The organism is Xenorhabdus sp. Sc-CR9 (assembly GCF_963897815.1).
Classification (GTDB): Bacteria; Pseudomonadota; Gammaproteobacteria; order Enterobacterales; family Enterobacteriaceae; genus Xenorhabdus.
In genome coordinates this window covers 13,299-38,350 of sequence record NZ_CAWQTY010000189.1, presented here as the reverse complement: position 1 = coordinate 38,350, position 25,052 = coordinate 13,299, and the positions used below count along the sequence as shown (strand labels likewise).

The 25,052-nt window shown below is 43.5% G+C and carries 20 protein-coding genes; 3 read left to right on the top strand and 17 right to left on the bottom strand.

Annotation, left to right across the window (positions count from 1 at the left end; translation table 11 throughout):
* Positions 1-142: 142 nt before the first annotated feature.
* From AACQ81_RS13255 to xseB, 7 genes are all read right to left on the bottom strand, one after another.
* Positions 143-1,369, bottom strand: coding sequence for an MFS transporter (locus AACQ81_RS13255; protein ID WP_237385487.1), 1,227 nt, complete (start codon positions 1,367-1,369; stop codon positions 143-145).
* A gap of 5 nt (positions 1,370-1,374) precedes the next feature.
* Complete coding sequence (locus AACQ81_RS13250; protein WP_237385486.1) at positions 1,375-2,100, bottom strand: 2OG-Fe dioxygenase family protein; 726 nt, start codon at positions 2,098-2,100, stop codon at positions 1,375-1,377.
* 12 nt (positions 2,101-2,112) lie between these two features.
* Entirely contained in the window at positions 2,113-3,474 is a 1,362-nt protein-coding gene (locus AACQ81_RS13245; protein ID WP_237385485.1) for an ATP-grasp domain-containing protein, read from the bottom strand.
* Between the two features lie 54 nt (positions 3,475-3,528).
* The gene (locus tag AACQ81_RS13240; protein WP_339353444.1) at positions 3,529-4,701 is read right to left on the bottom strand and encodes a KamA family radical SAM protein; all 1,173 of its coding nucleotides are present in this window, start codon (positions 4,699-4,701) and stop codon (positions 3,529-3,531) included.
* Between the two features lie 315 nt (positions 4,702-5,016).
* Positions 5,017-6,882 (bottom strand): 1-deoxy-D-xylulose-5-phosphate synthase, encoded by a 1,866-nt coding sequence (dxs, locus tag AACQ81_RS13235; protein WP_237385483.1) that lies wholly within the window; start codon positions 6,880-6,882, stop codon positions 5,017-5,019.
* A gap of 242 nt (positions 6,883-7,124) precedes the next feature.
* Positions 7,125-8,042, bottom strand: coding sequence for a (2E,6E)-farnesyl diphosphate synthase (gene ispA, locus AACQ81_RS13230; RefSeq protein WP_237385482.1), 918 nt, complete (start codon positions 8,040-8,042; stop codon positions 7,125-7,127).
* Between the two features lie 4 nt (positions 8,043-8,046).
* The gene (gene xseB / locus AACQ81_RS13225; protein ID WP_237385481.1) at positions 8,047-8,304 is read right to left on the bottom strand and encodes an exodeoxyribonuclease VII small subunit; all 258 of its coding nucleotides are present in this window, start codon (positions 8,302-8,304) and stop codon (positions 8,047-8,049) included.
* 242 nt (positions 8,305-8,546) lie between these two features.
* On the opposite strand from xseB, the gene thiI reads away from it, so the two are divergent.
* Positions 8,547-9,995 carry a tRNA uracil 4-sulfurtransferase ThiI gene (gene thiI / locus AACQ81_RS13220; protein WP_237385480.1) on the top strand — a complete coding sequence of 483 codons (1,449 nt, stop codon included), beginning with the start codon at positions 8,547-8,549 and terminating at the stop codon, positions 9,993-9,995.
* Positions 9,996-10,049: 54 nt separating this feature from the next.
* Here the strand turns inward: thiI and yajL are convergent, their stop codons facing one another.
* Both yajL and panE read right to left on the bottom strand, forming a co-directional pair.
* Positions 10,050-10,646: a protein deglycase YajL gene (gene yajL, locus AACQ81_RS13215; protein WP_237385479.1), complete on the bottom strand. Its 597-nt coding sequence runs from the start codon at positions 10,644-10,646 to the stop codon at positions 10,050-10,052.
* Complete coding sequence (gene panE, locus AACQ81_RS13210) at positions 10,609-11,520, bottom strand: 2-dehydropantoate 2-reductase (protein WP_237385478.1); 912 nt, start codon at positions 11,518-11,520, stop codon at positions 10,609-10,611. The genes yajL and panE overlap by 38 nt, the downstream gene beginning before the upstream one ends.
* Positions 11,521-11,692: 172 nt before the next feature.
* Here panE and AACQ81_RS13205 point away from each other — a divergent pair, with 172 nt between their 5' ends.
* Complete coding sequence (locus AACQ81_RS13205; protein WP_237385477.1) at positions 11,693-12,184, top strand: YajQ family cyclic di-GMP-binding protein; 492 nt, start codon at positions 11,693-11,695, stop codon at positions 12,182-12,184.
* 97 nt (positions 12,185-12,281) lie between these two features.
* On the opposite strand, the gene AACQ81_RS13200 is transcribed toward AACQ81_RS13205, so the two are convergent.
* The 8 genes from AACQ81_RS13200 to AACQ81_RS13165 all read right to left on the bottom strand — a co-directional run bounded on the left by AACQ81_RS13200 (position 12,282) and on the right by AACQ81_RS13165 (position 21,501).
* On the bottom strand, positions 12,282-13,649 hold the full coding sequence (locus AACQ81_RS13200) for an MFS transporter (RefSeq protein ID WP_237385476.1): 1,368 nt from the start codon (positions 13,647-13,649) through the stop codon (positions 12,282-12,284).
* Positions 13,650-13,786: 137 nt separating this feature from the next.
* Entirely contained in the window at positions 13,787-14,671 is an 885-nt protein-coding gene (cyoE, locus tag AACQ81_RS13195) for a heme o synthase (RefSeq protein ID WP_237385475.1), read from the bottom strand.
* Between the two features lie 12 nt (positions 14,672-14,683).
* Positions 14,684-15,016, bottom strand: a complete 333-nt coding sequence (locus AACQ81_RS13190; RefSeq protein ID WP_237385474.1) for a cytochrome o ubiquinol oxidase subunit IV — start codon at positions 15,014-15,016, stop codon at positions 14,684-14,686.
* Positions 15,016-15,627 (bottom strand): cytochrome o ubiquinol oxidase subunit III, encoded by a 612-nt coding sequence (locus tag AACQ81_RS13185; protein ID WP_237385473.1) that lies wholly within the window; start codon positions 15,625-15,627, stop codon positions 15,016-15,018. The genes AACQ81_RS13190 and AACQ81_RS13185 overlap by 1 nt, the downstream gene beginning before the upstream one ends.
* On the bottom strand, positions 15,627-17,609 hold the full coding sequence (gene cyoB / locus AACQ81_RS13180; RefSeq protein WP_237385472.1) for a cytochrome o ubiquinol oxidase subunit I: 1,983 nt from the start codon (positions 17,607-17,609) through the stop codon (positions 15,627-15,629). Before cyoB ends, AACQ81_RS13185 begins: the two co-directional genes overlap by 1 nt.
* A 4-nt stretch (positions 17,610-17,613) precedes the next feature.
* Positions 17,614-18,594: a cytochrome o ubiquinol oxidase subunit II gene (gene cyoA / locus AACQ81_RS13175; RefSeq protein ID WP_237385471.1), complete on the bottom strand. Its 981-nt coding sequence runs from the start codon at positions 18,592-18,594 to the stop codon at positions 17,614-17,616.
* A gap of 350 nt (positions 18,595-18,944) precedes the next feature.
* Positions 18,945-19,712 carry a nucleoside-specific channel-forming Tsx family protein gene (locus AACQ81_RS13170; RefSeq protein ID WP_237385470.1) on the bottom strand — a complete coding sequence of 256 codons (768 nt, stop codon included), beginning with the start codon at positions 19,710-19,712 and terminating at the stop codon, positions 18,945-18,947.
* Positions 19,713-20,496: 784 nt separating this feature from the next.
* Complete coding sequence (locus AACQ81_RS13165) at positions 20,497-21,501, bottom strand: linear amide C-N hydrolase (protein WP_272902971.1); 1,005 nt, start codon at positions 21,499-21,501, stop codon at positions 20,497-20,499.
* Positions 21,502-22,859: 1,358 nt separating this feature from the next.
* On the opposite strand from AACQ81_RS13165, the gene AACQ81_RS13160 reads away from it, so the two are divergent.
* Positions 22,860-25,049 carry a type VI secretion system Vgr family protein gene (locus tag AACQ81_RS13160; protein ID WP_443089513.1) on the top strand — a complete coding sequence of 730 codons (2,190 nt, stop codon included), beginning with the start codon at positions 22,860-22,862 and terminating at the stop codon, positions 25,047-25,049.
* Positions 25,050-25,052 lie beyond the last annotated feature (3 nt).

Genomic DNA, 25,052 nt, shown 5'->3' with positions numbered 1-25,052 from the left:
CTTCTGAGTATAGCAATTTATTAGAAAACCAAAACATTTCAGCCATGATTATTTATTAATATATCGTCAATGTCACATATCCTGAGGATGAAACCAGATATGTTAAAGAGGATTTTGGTGCTGATTATTCAACTTTCAACCTTTAAACTTTGTTTGCAGTAACTCGTCGCATCCACAATAAAGTCAGTACCAATACTGTCAGTGGCAAGCCGTGGAATATCAGGATTACTATGGAAGGTGGCAGCCAGACGTAGAATGGTGCGACCAGTAGCATTCCTATTCCAAAGCCAGTCATTTGTAATAATGTCAGCAAGCTAAAAATCGGCAGGCGTAAACTTTCCGGTTCGCTTTGCGCTCGGGATATCAGGCTGACCTCTGCAATTCCATCTCCAATTCCTGCCCAGATGGCAAATAGTAGCAACCAGAATATGCTGCTTTGCTGGAAGGTAAGGATAAATCCTGTCGACATCAGGGCAACGCCGATAAAGAAAAGTTTCTCCATTTTTAGTAGATCGCGGCTACGCAGTAAATAGCTCGCTAATCGCGCGCCACTGAATTTCCCTATCGCCCATGTCGCCAGTAATAATCCCATTGTGGTACTGGCGTTATCGGGGGTAAGGAGTTTTGAGATAATGGGGAAACCCACGTTATGGGCGGCGCTGCCCAGTGTGTCAGCCAGACTGAGGAACAGCATTCCTGCCAGCATTGGCACACTACGTAAACCTTGGCGTAAATTTCTCCATTCATTACCAAGTTCTCTTGAGTTTTTCTTCTCCGGTAAGGAAAGGAAACGCAGGGGCATTATCAGGATCGCAGCCAGCAGGTAAGTGATAATATTAACGATAAATACTATTTCATAACCGCTGCTTGCGACCAGTAACCCTGAAACCAGACTGCCAAATACGGCCCCCGTTGCAGCAACGGAGGTTAGCCAGGAGTTTGTTGAAATACGTTGGGAAGCATGTACCCAGTAGGGTAGTTGGCTGTTTAGTCCGATAGCGAACATGGAGTTGCCTAAGCCAATCCCGAAGGCGATCACTGGTAAGATCGATAATTGTTGCGAAACAGGGATCACCAATAACAGGGATAGTAAAATGACGCGCACGAGATCAAAAAAGACCAGCGGCCATCTTCCCGCAAATCGTCTGAAAAATGGGGTTCCGATCAAGCTGGCAATAATGCCGCCCGCAACGCGACAGGCAAGAAAAATACTGACGTGCATGACGCTGTTACTGAGCAGATATACATAGGTGGAGAGCGCCACCATATTCAGGAATGCGCCAAAATCGGAGACGAATCGGGCACTGACGATAAATAAGGCATTAAGACCAGACCAACGCAAATTCAAACTATTTTCCTGGCTTGACATTATTATTAGCTCTCTTGTTGTTCAGGAAGCTGCCGGAAAGTCACCAGCAATAGATCCCGAAAAGCCGCGTTTGTAGGAGATATTTGCCGAACATTGCTTGCTTGATGATAAAGTTGTTTATCGTTTATTGCGAGTGTTTCAAGAAAGTGTCCCATAGCGCAATGTAACAAGGGCGGAGCTTCATATTCTGTTGCGTGAACTTCGGAAATCACCGGTTCGGTATTGTGGCTTTGGATAAAGTGCATAAAGATCCAATCCTGACCGTCTTGGTGAATACCGGAGGTTGTCGGACTTTCGTTACCGGCCTGTGCTTTTACGCGAAATTGGTGAATATCAATTGCGTAGAGGTTTTCCCTCGTTAATTGATCACCTAAAATCGTAATGTCTGTTGCAAGTATGTGCTGCATGATGGGATCAGTGATGAATACCTCTTCAGCATAACTGAGTTGATTAACACCTTGTTTATATTGAATATCATAGGTGATGGATGAGCGATATTCAGTGTCCAGATTGAGTTGAAGCGGATTTTTTTGAGCAGGATGATAATAATAGCGCAGGATACGCCTTTCCCTATGAGTATAGTCTTTAAAGTTTTGGTCTAAGGCCAGGTTATTCCAATGATCTTTGAACGTTTTCATCGCCTTTGGAGCAAAGGAAATCAATTCGCTGAAATGAGGAATGTGGCAATAATGCTCATTCATCAAACGTGCCGATATATCTGCAATTTGCATATTCTGGGTACCTTATGGAATAGGGACGATAATGGGTTTTACGTGCTCGAGCATTTCTTGGTGTAGTGCATGAGCACCCGAAGAATTGTCGACTTTTGCCCAGCATTTGAGCAGGTAATGTTCTTCGGTTTTCGCATTGATGTAGTAGCCTGCGGGTTGGGGAATGCATTCGATCACATTAGGATGGTTTTTCATGTGTTCGATATTTTCAATACCTTGAAAATGCCCGCTTTTTTCCGGATATATAGCTAACATTGAATAATGTTGTTTAATCGATGCAGCCTGTTGTTGAGCGAAGCTTATCTGTGTATCAATGTCTTGTTTTTGTAAAAGGATAGAAAGATATAGCTGGTATGGATCTAACTTAGCAATATCACGGAAGGCTGAATTGACAAATAATCCACCAAGGCGTGGATTAATTTCAATGACAATAGGGCCATCCCCGGTCATACGGAATTCAAGGTGAGCAATCGCATTGTTCAAACCAACCGCTTTTATACAAGCTATGGCATAGTCTCTGATTTGTTCTTGCTCGGCAGGAGAAAAAGAGACTGGCGGGCAAATCAGCAGGTTTTCCAGTACGGTGTTTTCTTTCTCTGTAAGAATCAGTTTCTCATTAATCAATACCGGATGTACTTTATGCTGGCTCATGACACATTCAACAGTGCCTTCAATGCCATCTAGATATTCTTCCAATAGCAGGCTTTGGCCTGGAATACTAATATGCCTTTTACCTTCTAAGGTAGTGTATTCTTGTGTATCTCCCATAAAGTCGATGTAAATCGAGTGGGTATAGTGAGCGGTAAATGTATCGTAATGAGTTTGAAGTTCAGCCCAGTCATGGCATTTTTTGATAAAGGCTGAACCCGCCCCAAACGGTGGTTTGGCAATCAGAGGATAGCCAACTCTATCTGCTTGTAAACGTAGCTCTTCTTTAGTGTGACACAGCGCATGACGTATTGATCTGATACCATGTTTTTGCAGAGCCTGACGCATCAAGAATTTGTTGTTACAGGTTGTAACTGAAGTTGGAGATGCGTGAGGTAATTTTAGTTGTTGGCATATTTTGGCGACGGTATAACCAATTTGACCACTGGCGGAAGCATGACCTGCATGGCAGAAAATAGCTGACAGAGTATAGCTTTGTTGTAATGTGGTGATTAGCCTTTGTAAGGCTTCCTGTGTCAGCGATTCCAGATAGAAAACAGCATCGCTGTCAGCGAAAAGGCGCTCTGTATGTCGGCGGCTTTCGAGCGCTGCTGTTAGGCACTTCATTCCCATCTGTTTTGCTGCGATAAAATGAGCTTCCCGATAGTTATAGTGAGGAATTTTGGCATCATCAATATCAACAAACAAAATTGCATTTGGTTTCATTTGAACTCCTTGAAATAAATAAGTTTTATAATTATTTGAAAATTAATAGGTAACTTAGTTATCCAGCCATTCGCATTGTTCATTTCGCCAGTTGGTAAAGCGGTAATAACGTTTGTCATTGATGATTTCAAAATAAGGCATCTCTTCTGGATTCGTGAATAAAGGTACGGTGAATTTACCTTTCATATGTGGCAAGACGTATTCCGGTAAGGCAATATTGGAAACTCGACGCTTGAGCTTGCTCATGATGGCGATGGCATCATTAATTGAGGCTTTATATTCTGAAGAACCGGGAGAAAAAGGCATAAAATGGTAGAGGTAATAGGGTTTCACTCCCATACGGTACAGATCGATAAACAGTTTATGGAGAGTCTCTTCACTATCATTGATACCGCACAGGAAGGGCATATTGGAAAATACGATTGGTACGACACTTTGGATACGGCGCACGGCAGCTTGAAATTCTTCACTTAGCTCAAGTGGATGACAGATATGGACGCCAAAGGCATTGATGTGATGCTTTTTTAATGTCTCTATGAGGGCATCGGTAATACGGTATGGATTAAATGTCAGTGCTCGGGAATGAACGCGGATTAGCAAGTCTTCCCTTATTTCCCTGATAGCGGCTAACGATTCATCTAATTTGTTATCTGTCAGCATCAAGGGATCGCCGCCGCTTAAGATCACTTCTTCCACCGAAGGTGTATTTTTGATGTAGTCGAGGGATTGTTGAAAGGAACTACGGCCTGCATTTGATTTACCTGAATCGACCTTTAATGTCCGTAATGCTTCAAAGCAGAATTGACAGTAAGAGTTACAGGCATTCACCATTCGCAAAATTACGCGATTGTCATATTTATGCTGGCAGATGGGGGTTTTCATCTCTTCATTGAGTTCCCAGTTCTCGGATTCACCATCATAGCCATTGAGTTTTTCTTCATTCCAGAATGGAACCACTTGCCGCCAGAGTGGATTTATCGTGATATCGTCAGATTGGCTGGTGGCTAGAATTCTGCTGAGATAGTAGGGCGTGATTTGCATTTTCTGACCCTGCAAATTTTTCTGAATACGTTGAGTTACTTCATCATTCCATCCACCACAGGCGGTACGTAAAGCCTTTTCATCACGTAATGCGTTTTTTTGCTGCCAGCGCCAGTCAGACCAATTTCCATTAAATCTGGAAAGGTGTTCCTGAGAATGGGATACGACATTGATATTATTCATCATAGTTCCTTAATTTTTATTAATTTTATTTAATGTTTCTTATTGCTTAACCAAATAAACCAATAACCATTTAAATGCTATGGTTATCATCGTATTTGTTTTTAATCAAATTAATGTTTTTAGTTTGAGAGGTCGGAGGGTATTTACGAAATTGATATATCAAATATTGATATTAATGACTGTTTTTTCGAAAGTATCCAGCGTGATACATATGGCAAATAAGATATTTGGAATAGAAAAATTTGGCAGGGATAAATGTTGAAATGGGGGAGAAAGACGGATGAATATTTAATAGAAACATTCATCCGATATTAGAGATTATTTAGCCAAATACTTCTTGATGCTATTTTGAATGCCCGCTGCATCCAATCCTAAATCAGCGTGCAGCTCTTGTTGTGTTCCTTGTGGGATAAAATAATCTGGTAAACCAAGATTTAATACCGGAACTGACTGTTTCTCCTGCATCAAAAGCTCGTTAACACCACTACCCGCGCCGCCCATGATGGCGTTTTCTTCCAGGGTCACCAGTAAATTGTGGCTGGCTGCCATCTCAAGCGTCAGTTCTTTATCCAGCGGTTTAACAAAACGCATATCGACAACAGTTGCATTCAGATTTTCGGCTGCTTGCAGTGCATAGGGTAGCAATGTACCAAAGTTCAGGATTGCAATGCGCTCTCCCTGACGGCGGATTATGCCTTTGCCAATGGGTAATGCCTCCAACGGCTGGAATTCAGCGCCTGTTCCTGTGCCGCGAGGATAACGAACGGCAGCTGGGCCTTCTTGATAGTGATGCCCTGTATGCAGCATTTGGCGACATTCATTTTCATCGCTGGGAGCCATAACCACCATATTCGGGATACAACGCAGGAATGAGAGATCAAATGCGCCTTGGTGGGTCTGCCCATCTGCACCAACAATGCCGCCACGGTCAATGGCAAACAATACAGGCAGGTTTTGGATGGCGATATCGTGGATAACCTGATCATAAGCACGTTGCAGGAAGGTGGAATAGATGGCGACAATCGGCTTGTAACCACCGATAGCCAAACCTGCAGCAAAGGTAACAGCATGTTGTTCAGCAATTGCAACATCAAAATATTGTTCAGGATATTCGCGGGAGAAACGCACCATGCCGGAACCTTCTCGCATAGCTGGGGTGATTGCCATCAGTTTTTTATCCTGATCAGCTTCTTCACACAGCCAGTCACCGAAGATCTTGGAGAATGTCGGGCGAGTATCTGCGCTTTTAGGCAGGGAGCCAGTAGCAGGATCGAATTTTGGTACTGCATGCCAACTAATGGGATCTTTTTCCGCAGGTGCATAACCACGACCTTTTTTGGTCATTATATGCAGGAATTGCGGTCCTTTCAGATCACGCATATTTTTCAGGGTCTGGGTCAGGGCGAGTACATCATGACCATCAACAGGCCCGATATAGTTAAAGCCAAGTTCTTCAAACAGAGTTCCCGGTACAACCATGCCTTTGAGATGTTCTTCGGTTTTCTTCAGCAATTCTTTGATAGGAGGCAGATTGGAAAAGACTTTTTTGCCACTTTCACGCAGGGTTGTATACAGTTTTCCTGACAGCAGTTGTGCCAGATGGTTGTTCAATGCCCCGACATTTTCAGAAATGGACATTTCATTGTCATTGAGAATAACCAGCATATCAGGATCGATATCTCCCGCATGGTTCATGGCTTCAAACGCCATGCCGGCTGTGATGGCACCATCCCCAATAACACAAACTGTTTTGCGTCCTTTGTCTTCGTGTTTTGCCGCGATTGCCATACCCAGACCTGCGCTGATTGAGGTGGATGAATGACCGACACATAAAGTGTCATATTCGCTTTCCTCGCGCCACGGAAAAGGATGCAGACCATTTTTTTGGCGAATGGTATCAATGCGATCACGGCGCCCTGTCAAAATTTTATGTGGATAGGCCTGATGACCAACATCCCAAACTAAATTGTCAAAGGGTGTTTTATAAACATAGTGGAGTGCGACGGTTAATTCTATAGAGCCAAGGCCGGAAGCAAAGTGGCCACTGGAACGACTGACACTATTTAGCAAAAATTGACGCAGTTCATCGCATAACTTTGGCAAAGTGTCTTTGGGTAGCAGGCGAAGCTCTTCTGGAGTTTCAGCCAAAGCCAATGTTGGATATTTCGCTATATCAATGCTCATGCTATGCCTGTATAAAATGCTATATACCCTTCAACTTGGAATCTATTGGGTATACCCGTTAGAAGTTTAATATTAAGAACCCTGTTACACCCGTCATCTTCAAATTACAGCTTTCTTGAAATCCATTGGGTATGTTATCCGTGTGTAATTGCTGGGTTCACCCCGTAAGGCGTTTTTGTGATTATTATGTTTATGTATAATTTGTGGGTCATATTAAATGAGTAATTAATATGACCCATATCTTAGTTATTTCTTTCAATGATAAAGTTAGCCAGTTTCTTTAAGCTTGTGGTGTTATATGACTGTTTTTCCAGCTCAGCAAGTGCGGCTATGGCTTCTTCATACAGATCTCGGGCTTTTTGCTGGGCTTGTTCCAGACCCAACAAGGCAGGATAGGTGCTTTTATCGAGTTGCTGGTCATTACCCTGACGCTTGCCAATTACCTCTGTATTACCAATGACATCCAAAATATCATCGTGTACCTGAAATGCCAGGCCAATAGCTTGGGCATATTGATCCAGCAAAGGCAGTACTTCACGACCACGGTGTCCTGCGCTATAAGCTCCCAGCCGGACAGCAGCGCGTATTAATGCGCCCGTTTTATGTCTGTGAATTTGTTCCAGTGAGGCTAAATCGATTTGTTTACCTTCAGCTTCCAGATCCAGTGATTGCCCCCCGCACATGCCGGCAAAACCGCTGGCGTTTGCCAGTTCTGCGATCATTTCCAGACGATCAGATAAGGCAACATCTGGCATCTCTTGCTTGGACAGAATTTCAAAGGCCAATGACTGTAATGCATCGCCTGCCAAAATAGCCTGACTTTCACCAAATTTGATATGACAGGCAGGCTGACCACGCCGTAAGTCATCATTATCCATAGCGGGTAAATCATCATGGATAAGAGAATAAGCATGGATACATTCTATCGCGAGGGCAGCGGCATCAAGACTCTTTTTGCCGTATCCGAACATCTCGCCCACGCTGTAAACCAAGAATGGACGCAGTCGTTTTCCACCCAATACAGCACCATATTGCATAGCGATGCCTAATGGGCTGTTCAAAAAAGGTAATGAAGAAAAGATTGCCAGAAACTTGTCATTGACGTGTTGCTGGCAATCTTTTAATTGTTCTTCAAAAGGGATCTGATATTGTACGGACATAAATTTACTCAGTATCGGAAGAAAATTCATCAAGTGGCAATTGGGCATCATGATTCAATAAAATTTGCACCCGTTGCTCAGCCTGCTGGAGAGTTTTCTGCCCTTGTCTTGCAAGTTGAATACCGCGTTCAAATTCATTTAACGCATTTTCTAATGGAAGCTCCCCGGATTCCAGCCGAATAACAATTTCTTCCAGCTCTTTCAGAGCGGTTTCAAATGTTGGAATCTGTTCGGTTTCTGATGTTTGATTTGCTTTAGACATAATGGCTTAACTTATGGTTATTTAACGAATTACAGCAAAGCAAGTTCGTTACAGAATTGTAGAGTACCCTACTACACCAAGAAAAATAAATCATGCGTTACCGCTGTTTTTTTACAGCTATATTTCTTAAGGCTATGTAGTGAGATAATGTTATACTCTGCGCCCAATCTAACTGAACACTTAAGAACAATCATTGATATTGTTTGTGATAGTTCAACATTGAATGACTACTATATCTTACTATGAAGTTTATCATTAAATTATTCCCAGAAATTACGATCAAAAGCCAAACTGTCCGGTTACGCTTTATTAAAATTCTTGCCAGCAATATCCGTAATGTGCTGAAAACATTTGGAGAGGGCATTGCTGTTGTTCGCCATTGGGATAATATCGAAGTTCGGGTTAAAAATGATAACCTCGGTGCGGAAATTTGTGACGCACTGACACGTATTCCAGGTATTCACCATATCCTGCAAGTGGAAGAACGAAATTTTCGTGACTTGCATCATATCTTTGAACAAGCTTATGAAACATATGGCCATTTATTGCACGGCAAAACGTTTTGTGTCCGCGCAAAGCGTCGTGGCAAACACAGTTTTACCTCTAATGAAGTCGAACGTTATGTCGGCGGCGGGCTGAATCAACATATTGAATCTGCTAAGGTGAAACTGACTCACCCTGATGTGACTGTGAATCTGGAGATTGATCAGGACACATTGATTCTGGTTAAAGCTCGCCATGAAGGGATCGGCGGTTTCCCAATTGGTACACAGGAAGATGTACTGTCTCTGATCTCTGGTGGCTTTGACTCCGGCGTTTCCAGCTATATGCTGATGCGCCGTGGTTGCCGGGTGCACTATTGTTTCTTCAATCTTGGTGGCTCAGCCCATGAGATTGGTGTGAAACAGGTTGCCCATTATTTGTGGAACCGCTTTGGTAGTTCACATAAAGTCCGCTTTGTTGCCGTCAATTTTGAGCCGGTTGTGGCCGAAATTCTGGAAAAAGTGGATGACGGCCAAATGGGGGTCGTGCTGAAAAGAATGATGGTCAGAGCGGCATCTAAAATTGCAGAGCGCTACGGTGTGCAGGCAATTGTCACTGGTGAGGCATTAGGGCAGGTTTCCAGCCAGACTTTGACGAATTTAAGACTGATTGATAATGCCTCAGATACGTTGATTCTTCGTCCTCTGATTTCTCATGATAAAGAGCACATTATTAAATTGGCTCGTGAGATTGGCACGGAAGATTTCGCTCGTACCATGCCGGAGTTTTGTGGTGTGATCTCAAAAAGTCCGACAGTGAAAGCCGTTAAGGCTAAAATTGAAGCGGAAGAAGATAATTTTGATTTAGAAATCTTAGAGCGGGTGATAAGTGAAGCTCAGAATCTGGATATTCGTCAGATAGCGGAACAGAGCAGCGAGCAGGTTGTTGAAGTAGAAATGGTAACGGAATTTTCTACTGATGATGTGCTACTGGATATTCGTTCTCCTGATGAACAGGATGAACGCCCGTTGAGTATGGGAGGGATTGAAGTCCAATCATTGCCTTTCTATAAACTGAGCACTCAGTTTGGTGATCTGCCAAAAGAGAAAACGTATTTGCTTTATTGCGAGCGAGGTATGATGAGCCGTTTACAGGCACTATACCTGCGTGAACAAGGTTTTGAAAATGTGAAGGTATATCGGCCTTAATTTGTCGTTAAAGATATCGGGTTGCTTATTGGGTATATAAGTAACCCGGTATGATTACTGAAGGTTTTGGTAATTATTAACACCAGGCGGCAATATGAGTTGAGCTGCAACTTCCGCAGCTTTCTCTTTTCCTTTCAATAATTCAATCAGCTTTAAGGCAAAGTCAAAAGCAGTCGCAGGCCCTTGGCTGGTCAGCAAATTAACTCTTTCATCGAAGTAAACCCGTTTATCAATCCACTTTTCGGGCGCAATTTTATCCTTCATACCGGGATAGCCAGTCATGTTCCCGACGGGGAAAAGTTGATGATGTTCTAGCACAATGGCTGGAGATGCACAGATTGCGGCAATGATTTTTCCCTGACTTTGTGCGATTCGAATTTTTTCTACTACTAATAAGCTGTCACGAAAACATGCTGCACCTTTTATCCCTCCGGGAAGGATAATGGCATCGAAATCTTCGTCAACCACGTTAACCAAAGGTACATCAGCCATGATTTTGACACCGCGTGAGCAGGTTAATATGAGGGAACCATCTGTTTCGGTACTGGCGACGGTGACATTAATTCCGGCTCGAACAAGTAAATCAATAGTCGTGACTGCTTCAGTTTCTTCACTACCGTGTGCCAGACAAATGAGTGCTGATACGCTCATATTCTTCCTCCTTACGCTTAATGTAATGATAAATCGCTGTATTTTCTGCAATTTGAAGGCCGTGTATACGTGCTCGACGCAGTAAAAAACCGGTAATGTAGTCTATTTCTGTGTGCCGCTGTGATCGTATATCTTGCAGCATGGATGAGTAGTTTTCTGATGTTTGTTCAATCACATTCATGACGTGATCGATGAGTGTCTGTTTAGTCGTATGGATATCATCGTGCTCCATAACTTGTTGGATTTCATCACACAATAACTGAATTTGTGCTCGGTGATACTGTAATTCACCATTTCTGCAATCATACATGACTGTGAGTGGATTAATGACACAGTTGATGGCAAGTTTCATCCAACAGATGGTGTATATTTCATTATGCCAGGCCACATCGGGTAGAGCGTGATGCATGATATTAGCCAACTCACTGAGTTTATTTGAACTATTGGTCATTGAACCAATGTGAGTGATACCTTGTGATTTGTGATAAACAATGCCATTTTTCTGATAGGCTCCATGAGTGGTCACGCCAAGTAAAATAGGATTGGGTAAAGGCAAAAGTTCTTCTTGTGAACCCATTCCATTATGTAATAACAAGATTGGGCAATGAGGAGAAAGCTTGCTGGCAAGGTTATTAATAGCGTCAGAAACTCGCCATGATTTTAAACAAACCAGGAGTAACTCACTTTCAGCAAGATGTCGTTCGTTATTGGCCGGAAATTTCTCATGAAAAATCTCCCCGTTGGCGTTTTCGATCTGAATGGAAATAAATGGTTGTGGAACTCTTAGCCATGCTTGTACGTCGTGTTTTTGCTCAGATAAAGCGGCAAGCCATAGTTTGCCTATAGAACCACAGCCAAGAACAGTTATTTTCATATTTCTTCCTCGAGGAGCACTTTTATGGAAGCCTCGAATCGTAATTTCATGCTAAATGACCCCAAAACAGAATAAATTCTAAAAGATCGCAAGCCTCCCGAGTATAGAGCTTTTGCCGATAATGGAAAGCAGTTATCATGCCGATTTGTTGATTAGCAGGAGGTGACGGGCAATGCCATCATTTGATATTGTTTCAGAAGTTGATATGCAGGAAGTGCGTAACGCGGTAGAGAACGCACAAAGGGAATTAACCAATCGTTGGGATTTCCGCAATATCAATGCGAGTTTTGAATTAAACGAAAAGAGCGAATCAGTCAAAATTGCAAGTGAATCTGATTTTCAGGTGAATCAATTAATTGATATTCTGCGTGAAAAATTTTCTAAGCGCGGAATTGATGGTTCTGTGCTCAACATTCCTGAAAATATGGTTCACAGCGGCAAAACATACAGTGTAGAAGCCTCCTTGTTGCAAGGCATTGATACACCGCTGGCGAAGAAGATTGTGAAGCTGATTAAAGACAGTAAGCTGAAAGTGCAGGCTCAGATTCAGGGCGAGCAAGTTCGGGTAACAGGTAAAGCTCGCGATGATCTGCAAGGTGTCATCGCATTGGTTCGTGGTGCTGAATTAGGCCAACCTTTCCAATTCACTAACTTCCGCGACTAAGCACCGCACGAGTGCTGGAAGAGTACGGTGTTTAATACTGCTTATTCTACACCGTACCTTTTCAGTGAAAATTTTGCTTCGTTACAAACACAGCTAATTATTTATGGGACAAAACAAGCTGTTCTAATTGCTCTCGATTAGTCAGTTTTGTATCGACTTTGATATAAGCACTAAGCTCTTCTGGAACGATGACAATATCTTTTACACCAGCCTGTGCCAATATATTTTGTTCTAAGATATCAGGGTTGCTGAGTTTATTGGGTAAAATAAGTCTGATGCTGCTGACATACGGAGGCTGTCGCAATGTGAGACTGATAATGAACCAAAATGCGGTCAGTGCAATGCCTCCCATAAATACCAGTGACGCTCCTTGCAGTTCATACAACATTCCACCAAGAGTGCCGCCCAAAGCGACACCAAGGAATTGGCTAGTGGAATAAACCCCCATTGCTGTACCTTTATAGCCGGCAGGTGCTTCTTTGCTGATAAGTGAAGGTAATATGGCTTCCATAATATTAAACGCAAGGAAGAAAATTTGAATACCCACAAAAATCCCCCAAAGATGTGATCTCTGCGACCATAAAACAACTTCAGCAATGAACAACATACCAATGCAAAGTACAAATACCTGCTTCATTCGGCGTTTTACTTCTGCATAGATAATGAAAGGTAAAACAGCAACGAAGGAGATAAGCGTAGTGACCAAATACACTTTCCAGTGTTGTTCTGCTGGAAAACCTGCTTTTCCCATGATGAGGGGCAGAGCAACAAAGCTGGACATCAATAAGGTATGTAAGCTAAGGATACCAAAATTAAGTTTTAACAGTTGAGGATCAGAGAGTACTCGTTTAAAACTACCTCGGGCAATCCCTGATTCGCGATTTAGCGAGTGTTCATGTGTATTTGGAACGGCAAATAGTGTGATAAATATTCCACAGCCAGCAAGCACGGCGATTGCACTAAACAGCCCATTTAAGCCGATTTGATGAGTGATAATCGGGCCGACAACGATAGCAAAAGCAAATGTTATGCCAAAGCTAATGCCGATAAATGCCATGGCTTTTGTTCGGTTTTGTTCCCGGGTTAAGTCAGAAAGCAATGCCATGATTGCAGCAGATATTGCCCCTGTGCCCTGTAGGGCGCGTCCGATGATAATACCCCAGATAGAGTCACTTAATGCGGCAATAATACTGCCTAATACAAAAATGAGCAGTCCACCGATGATTAAAGGCTTACGGCCAATTTTGTCTGAAAGAAGTCCAAATGGAATTTGAAAAATTGCCTGTGTCAGGCCGTAGATACCAATGGCAATGCCTATCAGTGCTTCAGTTGCACCATGTAATTCTAAGCCATAGGTCGTCAAAACAGGTAAGACCATGAACATGCCTAACATGCGCAGAGAGAAAACAGAACCTAAGCCCCATGTCGCTCGAAGTTCAAGCGGAGTCATTTTATTATCGTTCATGGATACCTCAAAAAATCTGATATGACATTTAACTTAGATGGCAACAAACAAAAAAATATGTATGTAACTGTCAGTTGTTATTGAATAGAGATAAAGGAAAGGAAAAGATGGCAGGTTTCAGCCCGCCATCTTTGATATTACCAGACGTAAGTCAGTAGGTTTTCTGGAGATGCTGATGAGTCTACAGACATCATGACACTTAAAGACATGATAGCAATAATAGAAAACATAAATAACCTACGGGCCCAAAGACGGTCATTAGAGGTTTTATAACCAGATAATGCCATCCCCAGCCACCAGATGCTCACCGCAGTAGCAACGATGAGGTATTTATAACCTGCATAGCCACTAATGGTCAGCATCAATGTAGCAATGGTAAAGGCCAGAATATACAGTGTGATGTGGTTTTTCGCGACGGAAATACCTTTAATCACAGGTAATACTGGAATGTTAGCCGCTTGATAATCTTTGAATCTGAAAATAGCAATCGCATAAGAATGGGGCATCTGCCACAAGCTGAAGATCAACAACAGGATCAGCGCGCCTGTATCAAAATGACCCGCTACTGCACAGTAACCGATCACTGGTGGTGCTGCGCCTGATAAGCTACCAACCAGCGTGCCATAAACAGATTTCCGTTTCATGTAGAGGCTGTAAACCCCGACATAAATGACAAATCCGATAAAAGCTAACCACATTGCTAATGCATTGGCTGCTACATAGAGCAGCACCATGCCAGCAATACCTAACACTGAGGCGTAAATCAGGCTGATTTTCGGATCGATAAGCCCTTTCACAAGGACCCTTTCTTTTGTTCTTTCCATTATACGGTCGATATCGCGGTCGATATAGTTGTTGAATACACAACCTGATGCAACTACCAGCGATACCCCGACCATCGTTGCAAAGAATAAGGGGTAATCTATGACGCCCCTGGAAGCGAGTAGAAAACCACCAATCACAGAAATTAGATTCCCGAAAATAATTCCTGGTTTGGTCACTTGCAGGTATTGCTTAATCATTCAAATCAACCCTTAATCAACCATCATATTGATGTTCAGGTTGTACATAATCCACAGAGAGCCAACAACAACGATAGCGATGACCAATAATGTGAATGATAAAGCAACGAGGTTCCAACGCTCTTCAGACGATGTATTCATATGCAGGAAGCAGATAAAATGAACAAAAATCTGAATGACAGCCATCGCAACTACTGTCACGAGGATTGAGCTGTGGGAAGCTGTGCCTTCCATCACCATCCAAAATGGGATCACGGTCAGTATGACTGACAGTACAAAACCAATCATATAGGTTTTGAAACTACCGTGGCTGGCGCCGGAATGAGAAGTATTTGGATGACTCATTACATAGCTCCCATCAGATAAACGACAGTAAATACACAGATCCATACAACGTCAAGGAAGTGCCAGAACAGGCTCAGGCAGTTCAGGCGCATACGGTTCACATCTGTCAGGCCACGGCGTGAAACTTGAATCATCAGGATGATAATCCAGATCAGGCCGAAAGTGACGTGCAGACCGTGAGTAGCAACCAGTGCAAAGAATGCGGATAAGAATGCACTTGTTTGAGGACCAGCACCTTCCGTAATCAATTTATGGAATTCATACACTTCCATTGAAACGAAGCCAAGGCCAAGCAGGAAGGTAACAAATAGCCACAAGTTAACTTGAGCGACTTTACCTTTATTCATGCTCAGCATGGCAAAACCATAGGTGATGCTACTGAACAGCAGTAAGAAGGTCTCGACTAGAACAAAATCCAGTTCAAAAATATCTTTACCTGTTGGGCCGCCAGCAGTGCCATTAACCAGCACTGCATAGGTAGCGAATAGACTTGCAAACAGAACCAAGTCACTCATCAGGTAGACCCAGAAACCAAATATTTTGTTGGCTCCTGTATCGTGGTGCCCATGAGCGTCATGGGCGGCTGTGTTATTAAGGGTTTGAGTCGACATTATTTCACACCTGCCTTTCTCAGTTCTTCGTAACGCTGATTTTCAACTTTCTCGACTTCAGCTACAGGGACGTAGTAATCAACGTCTTCGTCAAAGCTTTTCACGATGCAACTGATGATGATACCAGCGAAACTTGCGATAGCCATCCACCAGATATGCCAGATCAAAGCAAAGCCTAATACCAAACAGAATCCACTGATAATCACACCTGCGCCTGTATTTTTAGGCATATGAATTTCTTCATATTTAGCAGGGCGCTTATATTCAGTGCCTTTTTCTTTCATATCCCACCATGCATCACGAGTCTGGATATGTGGAACTTCAGCAAAGTTATAGAACGGAGGTGGGGATGAAGTTGACCATTCCAGAGTACGGGCACCCCATGGGTCACCAGTCAGATCGCGGTTTTGATCACGGTCACGGATACTGACATAGAACTGGATAATCTGACACAGGATACCCAAGGCGATTAAGACTACACCGCCAGCTGCAACAACCAGCATAGAGTGGAATTCTGGATTGATATCTTGGCTCAGACGACGGGTCATACCCATGAAGCCCAGTGCGTACAGAGGCATGAAGGCAACGAAGAAGCCAGAGATCCAGAACCAGAATGCACGGACGCCCCATTTCTCATTCAGTGTGAAACCAAACGCTTTCGGGAACCAGTAAGTAGTACCTGCGAAGCAACCGAATACAACACCACCGATGATTACGTTATGGAAGTGAGCAATCAGGAACAAACTGTTGTGCAGAACGAAGTTTGCACCAGGTACTGCCAGCAGAACGCCGGTCATACCACCAATGGAGAAAGTGACCAAGAAGCCGACAGTCCACAGCATTGGGGTTTTGAATTCGATACGACCACGGTACATGGTGAACAGCCAGTTGAAGATCTTAACCCCGGTTGGGATCGAGATAATCATTGTGGCGATACCAAAGAAGGCGTTAACGTTCGCGCCAGAACCCATGGTAAAGAAGTGGTGCAACCATACAATGAACGACAGGATGGTAATAACGATTGTCGCCCATACCAGTGAGGTGTAACCAAACAGGCGTTTTTTCGAGAAGGTTGCAGTAACTTCAGAGAAGATACCAAATACTGGCAGAACCAGAATGTAAACTTCAGGATGACCCCAAGCCCAAATCAGGTTGATGTACATCATCATGTTGCCACCCATATCATTGGTAAAGAAATGGGTGCCCAGATAACGATCCAGAGTTAACAACGCAATAGTGACTGTCAGGATTGGGAACGCAGCAATGATCAGTACGTTGGTGCACAATGAAGCCCAGGTAAATACAGGGAGTTTCATCATGGACATACCTGGGGCACGCATGCGCAGGATGGTCACGAAGAAGTTAACACCTGTCAATAATGTACCCACACCGGAAAGCTGAAGACTCCATATCCAGTAATCAACCCCAACTCCAGGATTATATTCCAGACCGGATAGAGGCGGGTATGCCAGCCAACCAGTTTGTGCGAACTCACCTATCCCCAGAGAGATGTTGATGAGTGCGACACCAACAACAAACAACCAGAAGCTCAAAGAGTTCAAGAATGGGAATGCAACGTCACGTGCGCCGATTTGCAGAGGAACAACAATGTTCATCAGGCCGACAACGAAAGGCATCGCCATAAAGAAGATCATGATAACGCCGTGAGCGGTAAAGATCTGGTCATAATGGTGCGGGGGCAGAAAACCTGCTTCGCCTGCGGAAGCGAGGGCTTGCTGTCCGCGCATCATGATGGCGTCAGCGAAACCACGAACCATCATTACCATGGCAACGACGATGTACATGACACCAATTTTTTTATGGTCAACGCTGGTTAACCATTCGCTCCAGAGCCATTTCCATTTACGGAAATAAGTTAAGGTACCAACAACTGCCAGTCCCCCAAGTAAGATCCCAAGCAATGTCACCACAATAATGGGTTCATGTAATGGGATCGCATCCAGTGTTAATTTTCCCCACATGTCTTTATTCCTCAACACCTGCATGAGCCGGCTGACTCATATTCATATTATGACCCGCAGCTTCACCATGTTCTGTTTTTTCGTGACCAGATTTACCATGGTCAGACATACCAAACATACCAGTATGACCCATATCACCCATAAATTTGGCGATAGTTTCTTGGAACAGTTTTGGTTTCACGTTTGAGAAGTATTCAACTGGATTGTTTTGGCTAGGTTTAGCTAACTCATTGAATGCTTGCACGGTATCCAGGGTTTTAGGAGAGGCTTTAACTTTTTGCACCCACTCTTCAAAACCTGCACGATCCTCAGCTGCCGTTGCAGTGAATTTCATGCCGGAGAAACCATGACCACTGTAACTGGCTGAGAAACCATCGTATTTACCTGCAGAGTTAGCAATTAAGTGCAGTTTGGTCTGCATACCTGCCATTGCATAAATCTGCCCACCTAACTGTGGGATGAAAAAAGAGTTCATCACAGAGTCAGAAGTGATTTTGAAGTTAATTGGCACGTCTTTAGGGAATACAATTTCATTTACAGTTGCAATACCCTGCTCCGGATAGATAAACAGCCATTTCCAGTCAAGCGAAATAACTTCAATCGTTACCGGTTTCACATCACTGTCCAATGGCTTATATGGATCGAGCTCATGAGTCGTTTTCCATGTAATCGTTGCCAAAGTGATGATAATCAGAATAGGCACAGTCCAGACAACCAACTCAATTTTATTTGAGTGTGCCCAGTTTGGACGATAAGTGGCAGATTTGTTGGCTTCCCGGTAACGTAGGGCAAAAATGATTGCCATTACAATTGCCGGAATAACAACGATCAGCATCAGGCCAAACGCTGTTAGTATCAGCGTTTTTTGCTCAACGCCGATCGCCCCCTTGGGATTCATCAATACCATATCGCAACCACTTAGCATTAAAATGGCTGCGAATAGTGACGATAACCCAATAGTTTTTTTGTATTTCATAAGTCTCATTGAGCGACCCCAGATAACAAAAGCTTTATTGTCGTTTCATCAGTGGGGGCATTCTACGGTAAGGTTACCGGAGTGTAAACAATTGTAATGGAAGCAGGTTAGCTTGTAGGCTTTTTATGCTAGGGGGATCACATGTAATACTAAATTTAATAAAAGGTTAATTTTGAGTGGTTATCTAATCAAAAAAATCAAAATAGACATTTTTTGAAGTCTAACTATCTATTTTTTAAAGTGTAATTTTTATTAAAATAAAAGAAAAAATAACTTTCATACGCGTCGTAAATGATAAGATAACTATTATTTCTTGGGAACAATGAGCAGCCAGAAGCTGCCCAGTGAAAAATTAGTTATTAGAAATTATATTTCACACTGTAAACAATGCCATCTTGCCAGAAATCTTCTCCCAATTTATTATCTGCATAGCGGTATTGAATGCCGGTTGTGAAAGAGGAATGTGGAGTCCACCATAATGCAATAGCACCATTCACGCCTTCGCGTCCGCCGTTACCGTAACGTTTATTGCGGTTCAACTCAATTTCATTCCAGTTTGTGACACTGAATTTTTGTTCCCACAGGTTGAAATCGTATCCTGCTACCCAACCTACGACATACCCGTTATTTCCTGAGTAGAAAGTTTGGTCAACATAGTGCAGGGCGACAAACGGTTTGAGCCATAAATCTGCAAGCGTTGTATTATAGCCCAATCCATAGAGTGTATTGACTTCATGGAAGTTTCCGCCGTTTGCTTTGCCTGGTAATGAATAGGTTCCATAGACATGACCATAGAGGTTGAAACCAGTATCACCCAGATAGAAACGGCTTGTTGTTTTAAAGGTGTAACGTTGGTTATCACCCGGTTGTGCAGTTTTACTGTTAAATGGATTTTCTAAATCAGCGAAACCATATAGCTCTCCCCAGCTGAAATCAGCACCGCCTTCCAGTTCCAAATAGGCAAAGTCATCTTTATGGGAGGTTTGCCCAGTTTTTTGTGTAGTGTGGTTGTTCCAATCAAGGTAGTTCATGCTGGCATTGGCAAACCCCCTTTGGTATTCCGCGCTAGCTGAAGCAGAAACCAAGGCAGCGGCAACTGTAGTGAGTGTTAAAATATGTCTTTTCATAAATTCCCTTTATATGGTTTTAAAGTGATTAAAAATATTTCGAATAGTTAGAAATAAAATACTAAATAGCTGTTCCAAATAATAGATGACGGGCAGGGAACTCAATCCGAATTGAGCAATCTGATTAATCGCCAAACCAAAAAAATTCCCCATCGGACTGAATTATGCCCATAATAGCATCGATACCGCGCAATGAGCACCGCTTAATGAAAAAACCCTACGGAATTTGAACCTGTGACTTACGGTTTAGAAGGGTAATTTTAGGTGATTTCTATCGATTTCATTACATTTCATCTTTTTGATTTTAAATAAATTTTACATATTAAATGGTTTCATTCTCTATCATACTACTTCACCACTAAGACACCCATTAGATCACCCGTAATTATGGCTGGATTACTCCTTACCGATAGCAAGATAAAAGGTAGAACAGCTATTCGGCTATTTAATAAATTTCCCTATTTGAGAAAGAAGAGGACAATCAATTATCGCTGGAAGGGATGTGAAGTGAAGGTACTCAGAGTCTGAACTCATAGCGCCTCTTTGGGGCGAAATCAATGCCCCCTTCTATGAAAGGGGACTTTTACGAATAAACATTAAGTGGTTCTGTACACTAATAATATATGTTATCTCAGAGCATTATTCTGCAATAGCAATCATTTTGACTTTTTACGCTGCCACTGTCGGATGCCGTTTTTTATTTCACTTGATTTAATTTGGCCTTTACTCCGAGAGCATTAAAGACCGTGGGGCATTTATGCTCTTCTACAGGTACCCATAAAATTTAATGATCGAGTTGCTCATCAGATAGCCCTCTAAACTCAAAAGGTTCGCTATCAACATAATCTTTAGTAGCATCACCTGAGAAAATATTGCTTTGCTCCTCACCTAATTCCAGTTTCTTCACTTTACCGGTTTCGGCTGAGAAATCGATTTTCTTTAGATCTGTCCAGAAAATATTCGGTGTTAGTACAGACTCAAAGAAATAGAGTTGGCGTTTATGATCAACCAATGTCCGCCAACGTGTTGATGAAATTTCTGGAGAATCGCCTATCTGTAACCCGTAAGGAACCGAAACGTTACGAATTACACTGAACACACCAGCAACGGCTTTATTGGGGTTCTCTTGTTTTTTGATAGCATTAATATAGACTCGAGCGCGAACAGATCTGTCCTTAGAACTATTGGAGCCTGGAAGATCCTCTAAGCCTGGAAGATCCTCTGGGGTCGGGTACCATTCCAATTGCTCTTCATATATTGGTGAATTCGTCATCACCTGATATTCACGGCTATGATGAATCACTTGTTCACCGTCAATATATTCAATAATTGCACTATCACCACTCGCATCTGATAATGATAAATGCAACGTCGCTAAACGGTCTTGACCCGGCACGTTATCCGTCATCACTACGAAAGGTGACTTTTCCAGTGATTCAACGGCTTCAGCTACTGTCGCGTAATTATCTAGCATATACTGCGCCCACAATGAAATTGATAATGCAGGCCGCTTATCACTTTGTTGTGGATATTTAGATTCAGCTAACCATAATAAATTAGCCATAAGACCTTTTTCGTTAATACCATCTGTGGTTGAAATATCGTAGCCAGATGCAATCACGCTACCATATTTAGATTTCCATTTAATAGAATTAGGGCCTGCAATACCATCCCTGTTTATGCCTCGTGGAAATACCCATAAATTTGTTTCTATTTCTAATTTCCAATCCATCGTTCTTGTTGTGATGGTTTGTTCATCTTTACCTAAATAAACTATACGAGTACACATGTCATCTCCTAAGATAAAAAGTGAAAATAGATAGATTTCTTCACCTTATAGAAATTATTTTCCTACACTTTATGCCGAAATTTAATGATAGATATATAGATGATTCTCTCACGAATTTAAGCATGACATAAAATGACTGAATGGAAATTAATAAAATCTCTTCCTCCTATAAATAATTTCGATGCCATGCCGCATGAAAGGATTATTCTAAACTACAAATTAATTTCATTGAATCACATAACAGCTGAAGTATCAGCTTATGGTATATGGTAAAATCGCAATTATTCAGAAAATTAAAAAGGTTGTTTATGGGCTTGATTAAAACCCTGTAACTGTCGTTCCGCGTCAAGAGGGTGTAGATAACGCACTGGACCGATTCCTGTCGTGGGATGAAATCAATTCTAAAGCTGTTTCGTATTTCGTCGGGAGTATTTCCAATCCATCCAGATTACGCTCGATTACGATTACTCTGTATCTTCACGGGTGGTCAGCGTCCTTGGGAAATAATGACCAATACAAGAGATAACTGAGATAAAAAGAATAACACACAGACAGAGCCATCTCATATTTCAAAAAATAGTGACTATCACGTGATCCCGTTATGTAAGTCCGCCACCGAAATCTTAGAGCACCAAGCCAAACAATATCCCGACTCAGAATTCCTGTTTCCCGGAAATACTCAAAGAAGGTCATTTACTCACTGCTGAATATGCCAAATATTAATTTGTCTGTTTCCATTTAGAGTTTAGAACATCGCAATATTTATTTTCATTTGAAGGAATAACTGGCATTTATATACTAAATGCGAATATATCATTCATTGTTACGCTTTTTTATTAAACAAAAAGACAGAAAATAAAAAAACTCATTGCTGAAAATAGTCTTTTTTGTGATCGAGCGCATAAAATCAAAATGATCATGATTTTTCCAAAGCCGTTACCCATTTTTTTATTTTTATTTCATGATATTACAAAAAAACACCTTTTATGGATAAACATTAATCGGTTTTATGCACTAATTATATGTTCTATCTAAGAATATTATTCTGAAACGGCAATAATTTTAATTTTTTACGCTGCCATTGTCGAATGCCGTTTTTTATTTCACTTGATTTAATTTGGCCTTTACTGCTGTGTTATTTATTATTGCCCCCATTTTATTTATCACGAATCCGCCGATATATTCGGACACAGAGTCCCAGCAAATTATCGAAAAACAACGTATTGCGTTCTGAATTAACCAATTTGTCGGAGACCATGTGAGTTAGATTTAAATCTTGTACCCGAATGTTATGGCCTGCGTTGCTATCAGGTGGGATGCCTATGACATAACGTCCCATCACCTCAGGGAGACACACTATGTCAATAAAGAAGAACATCAATAAATTGAAGCAAGGGAAAGAAACTGTTCAGAAAGTAAAACAGGTTGCAGGTAAATTGGGCGGCGGAATGTCAGGCGCAGCAGGTTTAATTCCGGGTGGAGGTTATGCCGGCGGGATAGGCAGCAATTCAGGCAGCGGCATGTCAGGCACAACAGGCTTAATCCACGGTGGCGGTTTTACCGGTGGAAAGGGGCTGGCAGAACGCTCAGCCGGGGGGCAGAATGCCGCCGTCAAAGCGCTGGAAAAAGTCGGGCAGATGCTGATGGGCGGGCGTGACCCGAGTGGCCTGCAATTTACCCTGACCGCAGGTGGCTTACTGCCGCAGACGTTTGTCGTGACCGATTTCACCCTGAACGAAAGTTTTTCCCAGCCGTTCAGTCTGAGTGTGGGACTGGCGAGTGCCGATCCGGCTATCGACTTTCCGGCCGTACTGGATCGCACCGCCACACTGACCATTCTGCAAAACGGTCTCGAACAACGCAGCATCACGGGGATCGTTGCCCGCTTTGAGCAGGGTAACACCGGATTGCACCAGACCACTTACCAGATGACTATCCGGCCTGACCTGTGGCGCACGACCCTGCGGCAGAACTCGCGCATTTTCCAGCAGCAGGATATCGCCACCATCATCACGACTATCCTGAAAGAACACAACATCCGCGATGTGATCTTCAGTCTGCGCCATCCTCATCCGGCGCGCGAATTCTGCGTGCAGTATCAGGAAAGTGACTTTGCCTTCCTGCAACGGTTAACGGCGGAAGAAGGCATTTTCTACTTCTTTGAATGCAGCAACGGGCGCAACACGCTGGTCTTTGCCGACGACTGCGGTTCTGTGCCGCCGGGCATGATGATCCCTTATCAGACCGGTGAAGCCAGCGCATTGGGTGAACCTGCCATCAGCAGCCTGACCTACAGCGCACAGATACGACCGGCTCAGGTACAGCTTAAGGATTACACCTTCAAGAACCCGGCGTGGCCGGCGGAATTTCACCAGCAGATGCGGGATGAAAATCTGCAACAGCTGTACTATGAGCACTACGACTACCCCGGCCGCTTCAAGGACGAGGCGCATGGCAAGGATTTTACCCGCTACCGGCTGGAGGCGCTGCGCAGCGACGCCGTAACCGGACAGGGCAGCGGCAATGCGATAGCCCTGCAACCGGGCAAACTGTTCATCCTCAATAACCATCCACGGGCAGACCTGAACCAGTCATGGCAGACCGTTTCCACCAGCCACAGCGGCAGCCAGCCGGGTGCCCTTGAGACGACAACCGGCGACAGCGGCACCACGCTGCACAGCCACTTCTACTTTATCCGCCAGAACCAGAACTGGCGCCCGGCACCACTGCCCAAACCGGTGATGGATGGCCCACAAATCGCTAAGGTGGTCGGCCCGGCCGGCGAAGAAATCTTCTGTGACCAGTACGGGCGCGTGCGTCTGCAATTCCCGTGGGATCGCTACGGTAAATCCAACGACCAGAGTTCCTGCTGGATACGGGTCAGCCAGCCGTGGGCGGGTCAGGGCTGGGGAATGCTCGCCATCCCACGCATCGGACAGGAAGTAGTGGTGGATTTCCTGCACGGTGACCCCGATCAGCCGATAGTGACCGGGCGGACTTACCATGCCAGCAACATCCCGCCGGGTGCCCTGCCGGGCAGCAAAACCCAGATGGCGTTCCGCTCCAAAACCCACAAGGGACAGGGCTACAACGAACTGCTGTTTGAGGATGCCAAGGGGAGTGAGCAGTTATCCCTGCATGCACAAAAAGACATGAACACCAAGGTACTCAATAACCGGGATACTAAGGTACTGGCTAATCATACGGAGACCGTGGACAAAAACCAGACTCTTCATATCAAGGAGCATCAGATGGCCACGGTGAATCTCACCCGCACCGATACCGTCGGCCTCGGCTACGCCCTGACGGTCGGGGCAGCGATGAATACCGCAGTGGCTCTCAGCCAGAGCGAACAGGTGGGAGTCCACAAGTCTGTAATAGTCGGCAACACCCTGTCCATCAAGGCCGGAGATGTGATTGAGCTGCAATGCGGTGCCAGCACCCTGCGCATGGACAGCAGCGGCAAAATCACGATTCAGGGCACGGAGTTCAAGTTCGAAGCCAGCGGCCCGGTGCAAATCACCGGCAAGGACATTGACCTGAACTAAGGA

What these genes read in the sequence shown, in the direction of transcription:
- AACQ81_RS13205 (WP_237385477.1), top strand. Translation starts at nt 11,693, where the DNA reads ATGCCATCATTTGATATTGTTTCAGAAGTTGATATGCAGGAAGTGCGT.
- AACQ81_RS13245 (WP_237385485.1), bottom strand. Translation starts at nt 3,474, where the DNA reads ATGAAACCAAATGCAATTTTGTTTGTTGATATTGATGATGCCAAAATT.
- cyoB (WP_237385472.1), bottom strand. Translation starts at nt 17,609, where the DNA reads ATGTGGGGAAAATTAACACTGGATGCGATCCCATTACATGAACCCATT.
- panE (WP_237385478.1), bottom strand. Translation starts at nt 11,520, where the DNA reads ATGAAAATAACTGTTCTTGGCTGTGGTTCTATAGGCAAACTATGGCTT.
- AACQ81_RS13165 (WP_272902971.1), bottom strand. Translation starts at nt 21,501, where the DNA reads ATGTGTACTCGTATAGTTTATTTAGGTAAAGATGAACAAACCATCACA.
- xseB (WP_237385481.1), bottom strand. Translation starts at nt 8,304, where the DNA reads ATGTCTAAAGCAAATCAAACATCAGAAACCGAACAGATTCCAACATTT.
- AACQ81_RS13250 (WP_237385486.1), bottom strand. Translation starts at nt 2,100, where the DNA reads ATGCAAATTGCAGATATATCGGCACGTTTGATGAATGAGCATTATTGC.
- AACQ81_RS13185 (WP_237385473.1), bottom strand. Translation starts at nt 15,627, where the DNA reads ATGTCGACTCAAACCCTTAATAACACAGCCGCCCATGACGCTCATGGG.
- AACQ81_RS13200 (WP_237385476.1), bottom strand. Translation starts at nt 13,649, where the DNA reads ATGAACGATAATAAAATGACTCCGCTTGAACTTCGAGCGACATGGGGC.
- yajL (WP_237385479.1), bottom strand. Translation starts at nt 10,646, where the DNA reads ATGAGCGTATCAGCACTCATTTGTCTGGCACACGGTAGTGAAGAAACT.
- AACQ81_RS13190 (WP_237385474.1), bottom strand. Translation starts at nt 15,016, where the DNA reads ATGAGTCATCCAAATACTTCTCATTCCGGCGCCAGCCACGGTAGTTTC.
- ispA (WP_237385482.1), bottom strand. Translation starts at nt 8,042, where the DNA reads ATGTCCGTACAATATCAGATCCCTTTTGAAGAACAATTAAAAGATTGC.
- AACQ81_RS13170 (WP_237385470.1), bottom strand. Translation starts at nt 19,712, where the DNA reads ATGAAAAGACATATTTTAACACTCACTACAGTTGCCGCTGCCTTGGTT.
- cyoA (WP_237385471.1), bottom strand. Translation starts at nt 18,594, where the DNA reads ATGAGACTTATGAAATACAAAAAAACTATTGGGTTATCGTCACTATTC.
- AACQ81_RS13160 (WP_443089513.1), top strand. Translation starts at nt 22,860, where the DNA reads ATGTCAATAAAGAAGAACATCAATAAATTGAAGCAAGGGAAAGAAACT.
- dxs (WP_237385483.1), bottom strand. Translation starts at nt 6,882, where the DNA reads ATGAGCATTGATATAGCGAAATATCCAACATTGGCTTTGGCTGAAACT.
- thiI (WP_237385480.1), top strand. Translation starts at nt 8,547, where the DNA reads ATGAAGTTTATCATTAAATTATTCCCAGAAATTACGATCAAAAGCCAA.
- AACQ81_RS13240 (WP_339353444.1), bottom strand. Translation starts at nt 4,701, where the DNA reads ATGATGAATAATATCAATGTCGTATCCCATTCTCAGGAACACCTTTCC.
- AACQ81_RS13255 (WP_237385487.1), bottom strand. Translation starts at nt 1,369, where the DNA reads ATGTCAAGCCAGGAAAATAGTTTGAATTTGCGTTGGTCTGGTCTTAAT.
- cyoE (WP_237385475.1), bottom strand. Translation starts at nt 14,671, where the DNA reads ATGATTAAGCAATACCTGCAAGTGACCAAACCAGGAATTATTTTCGGG.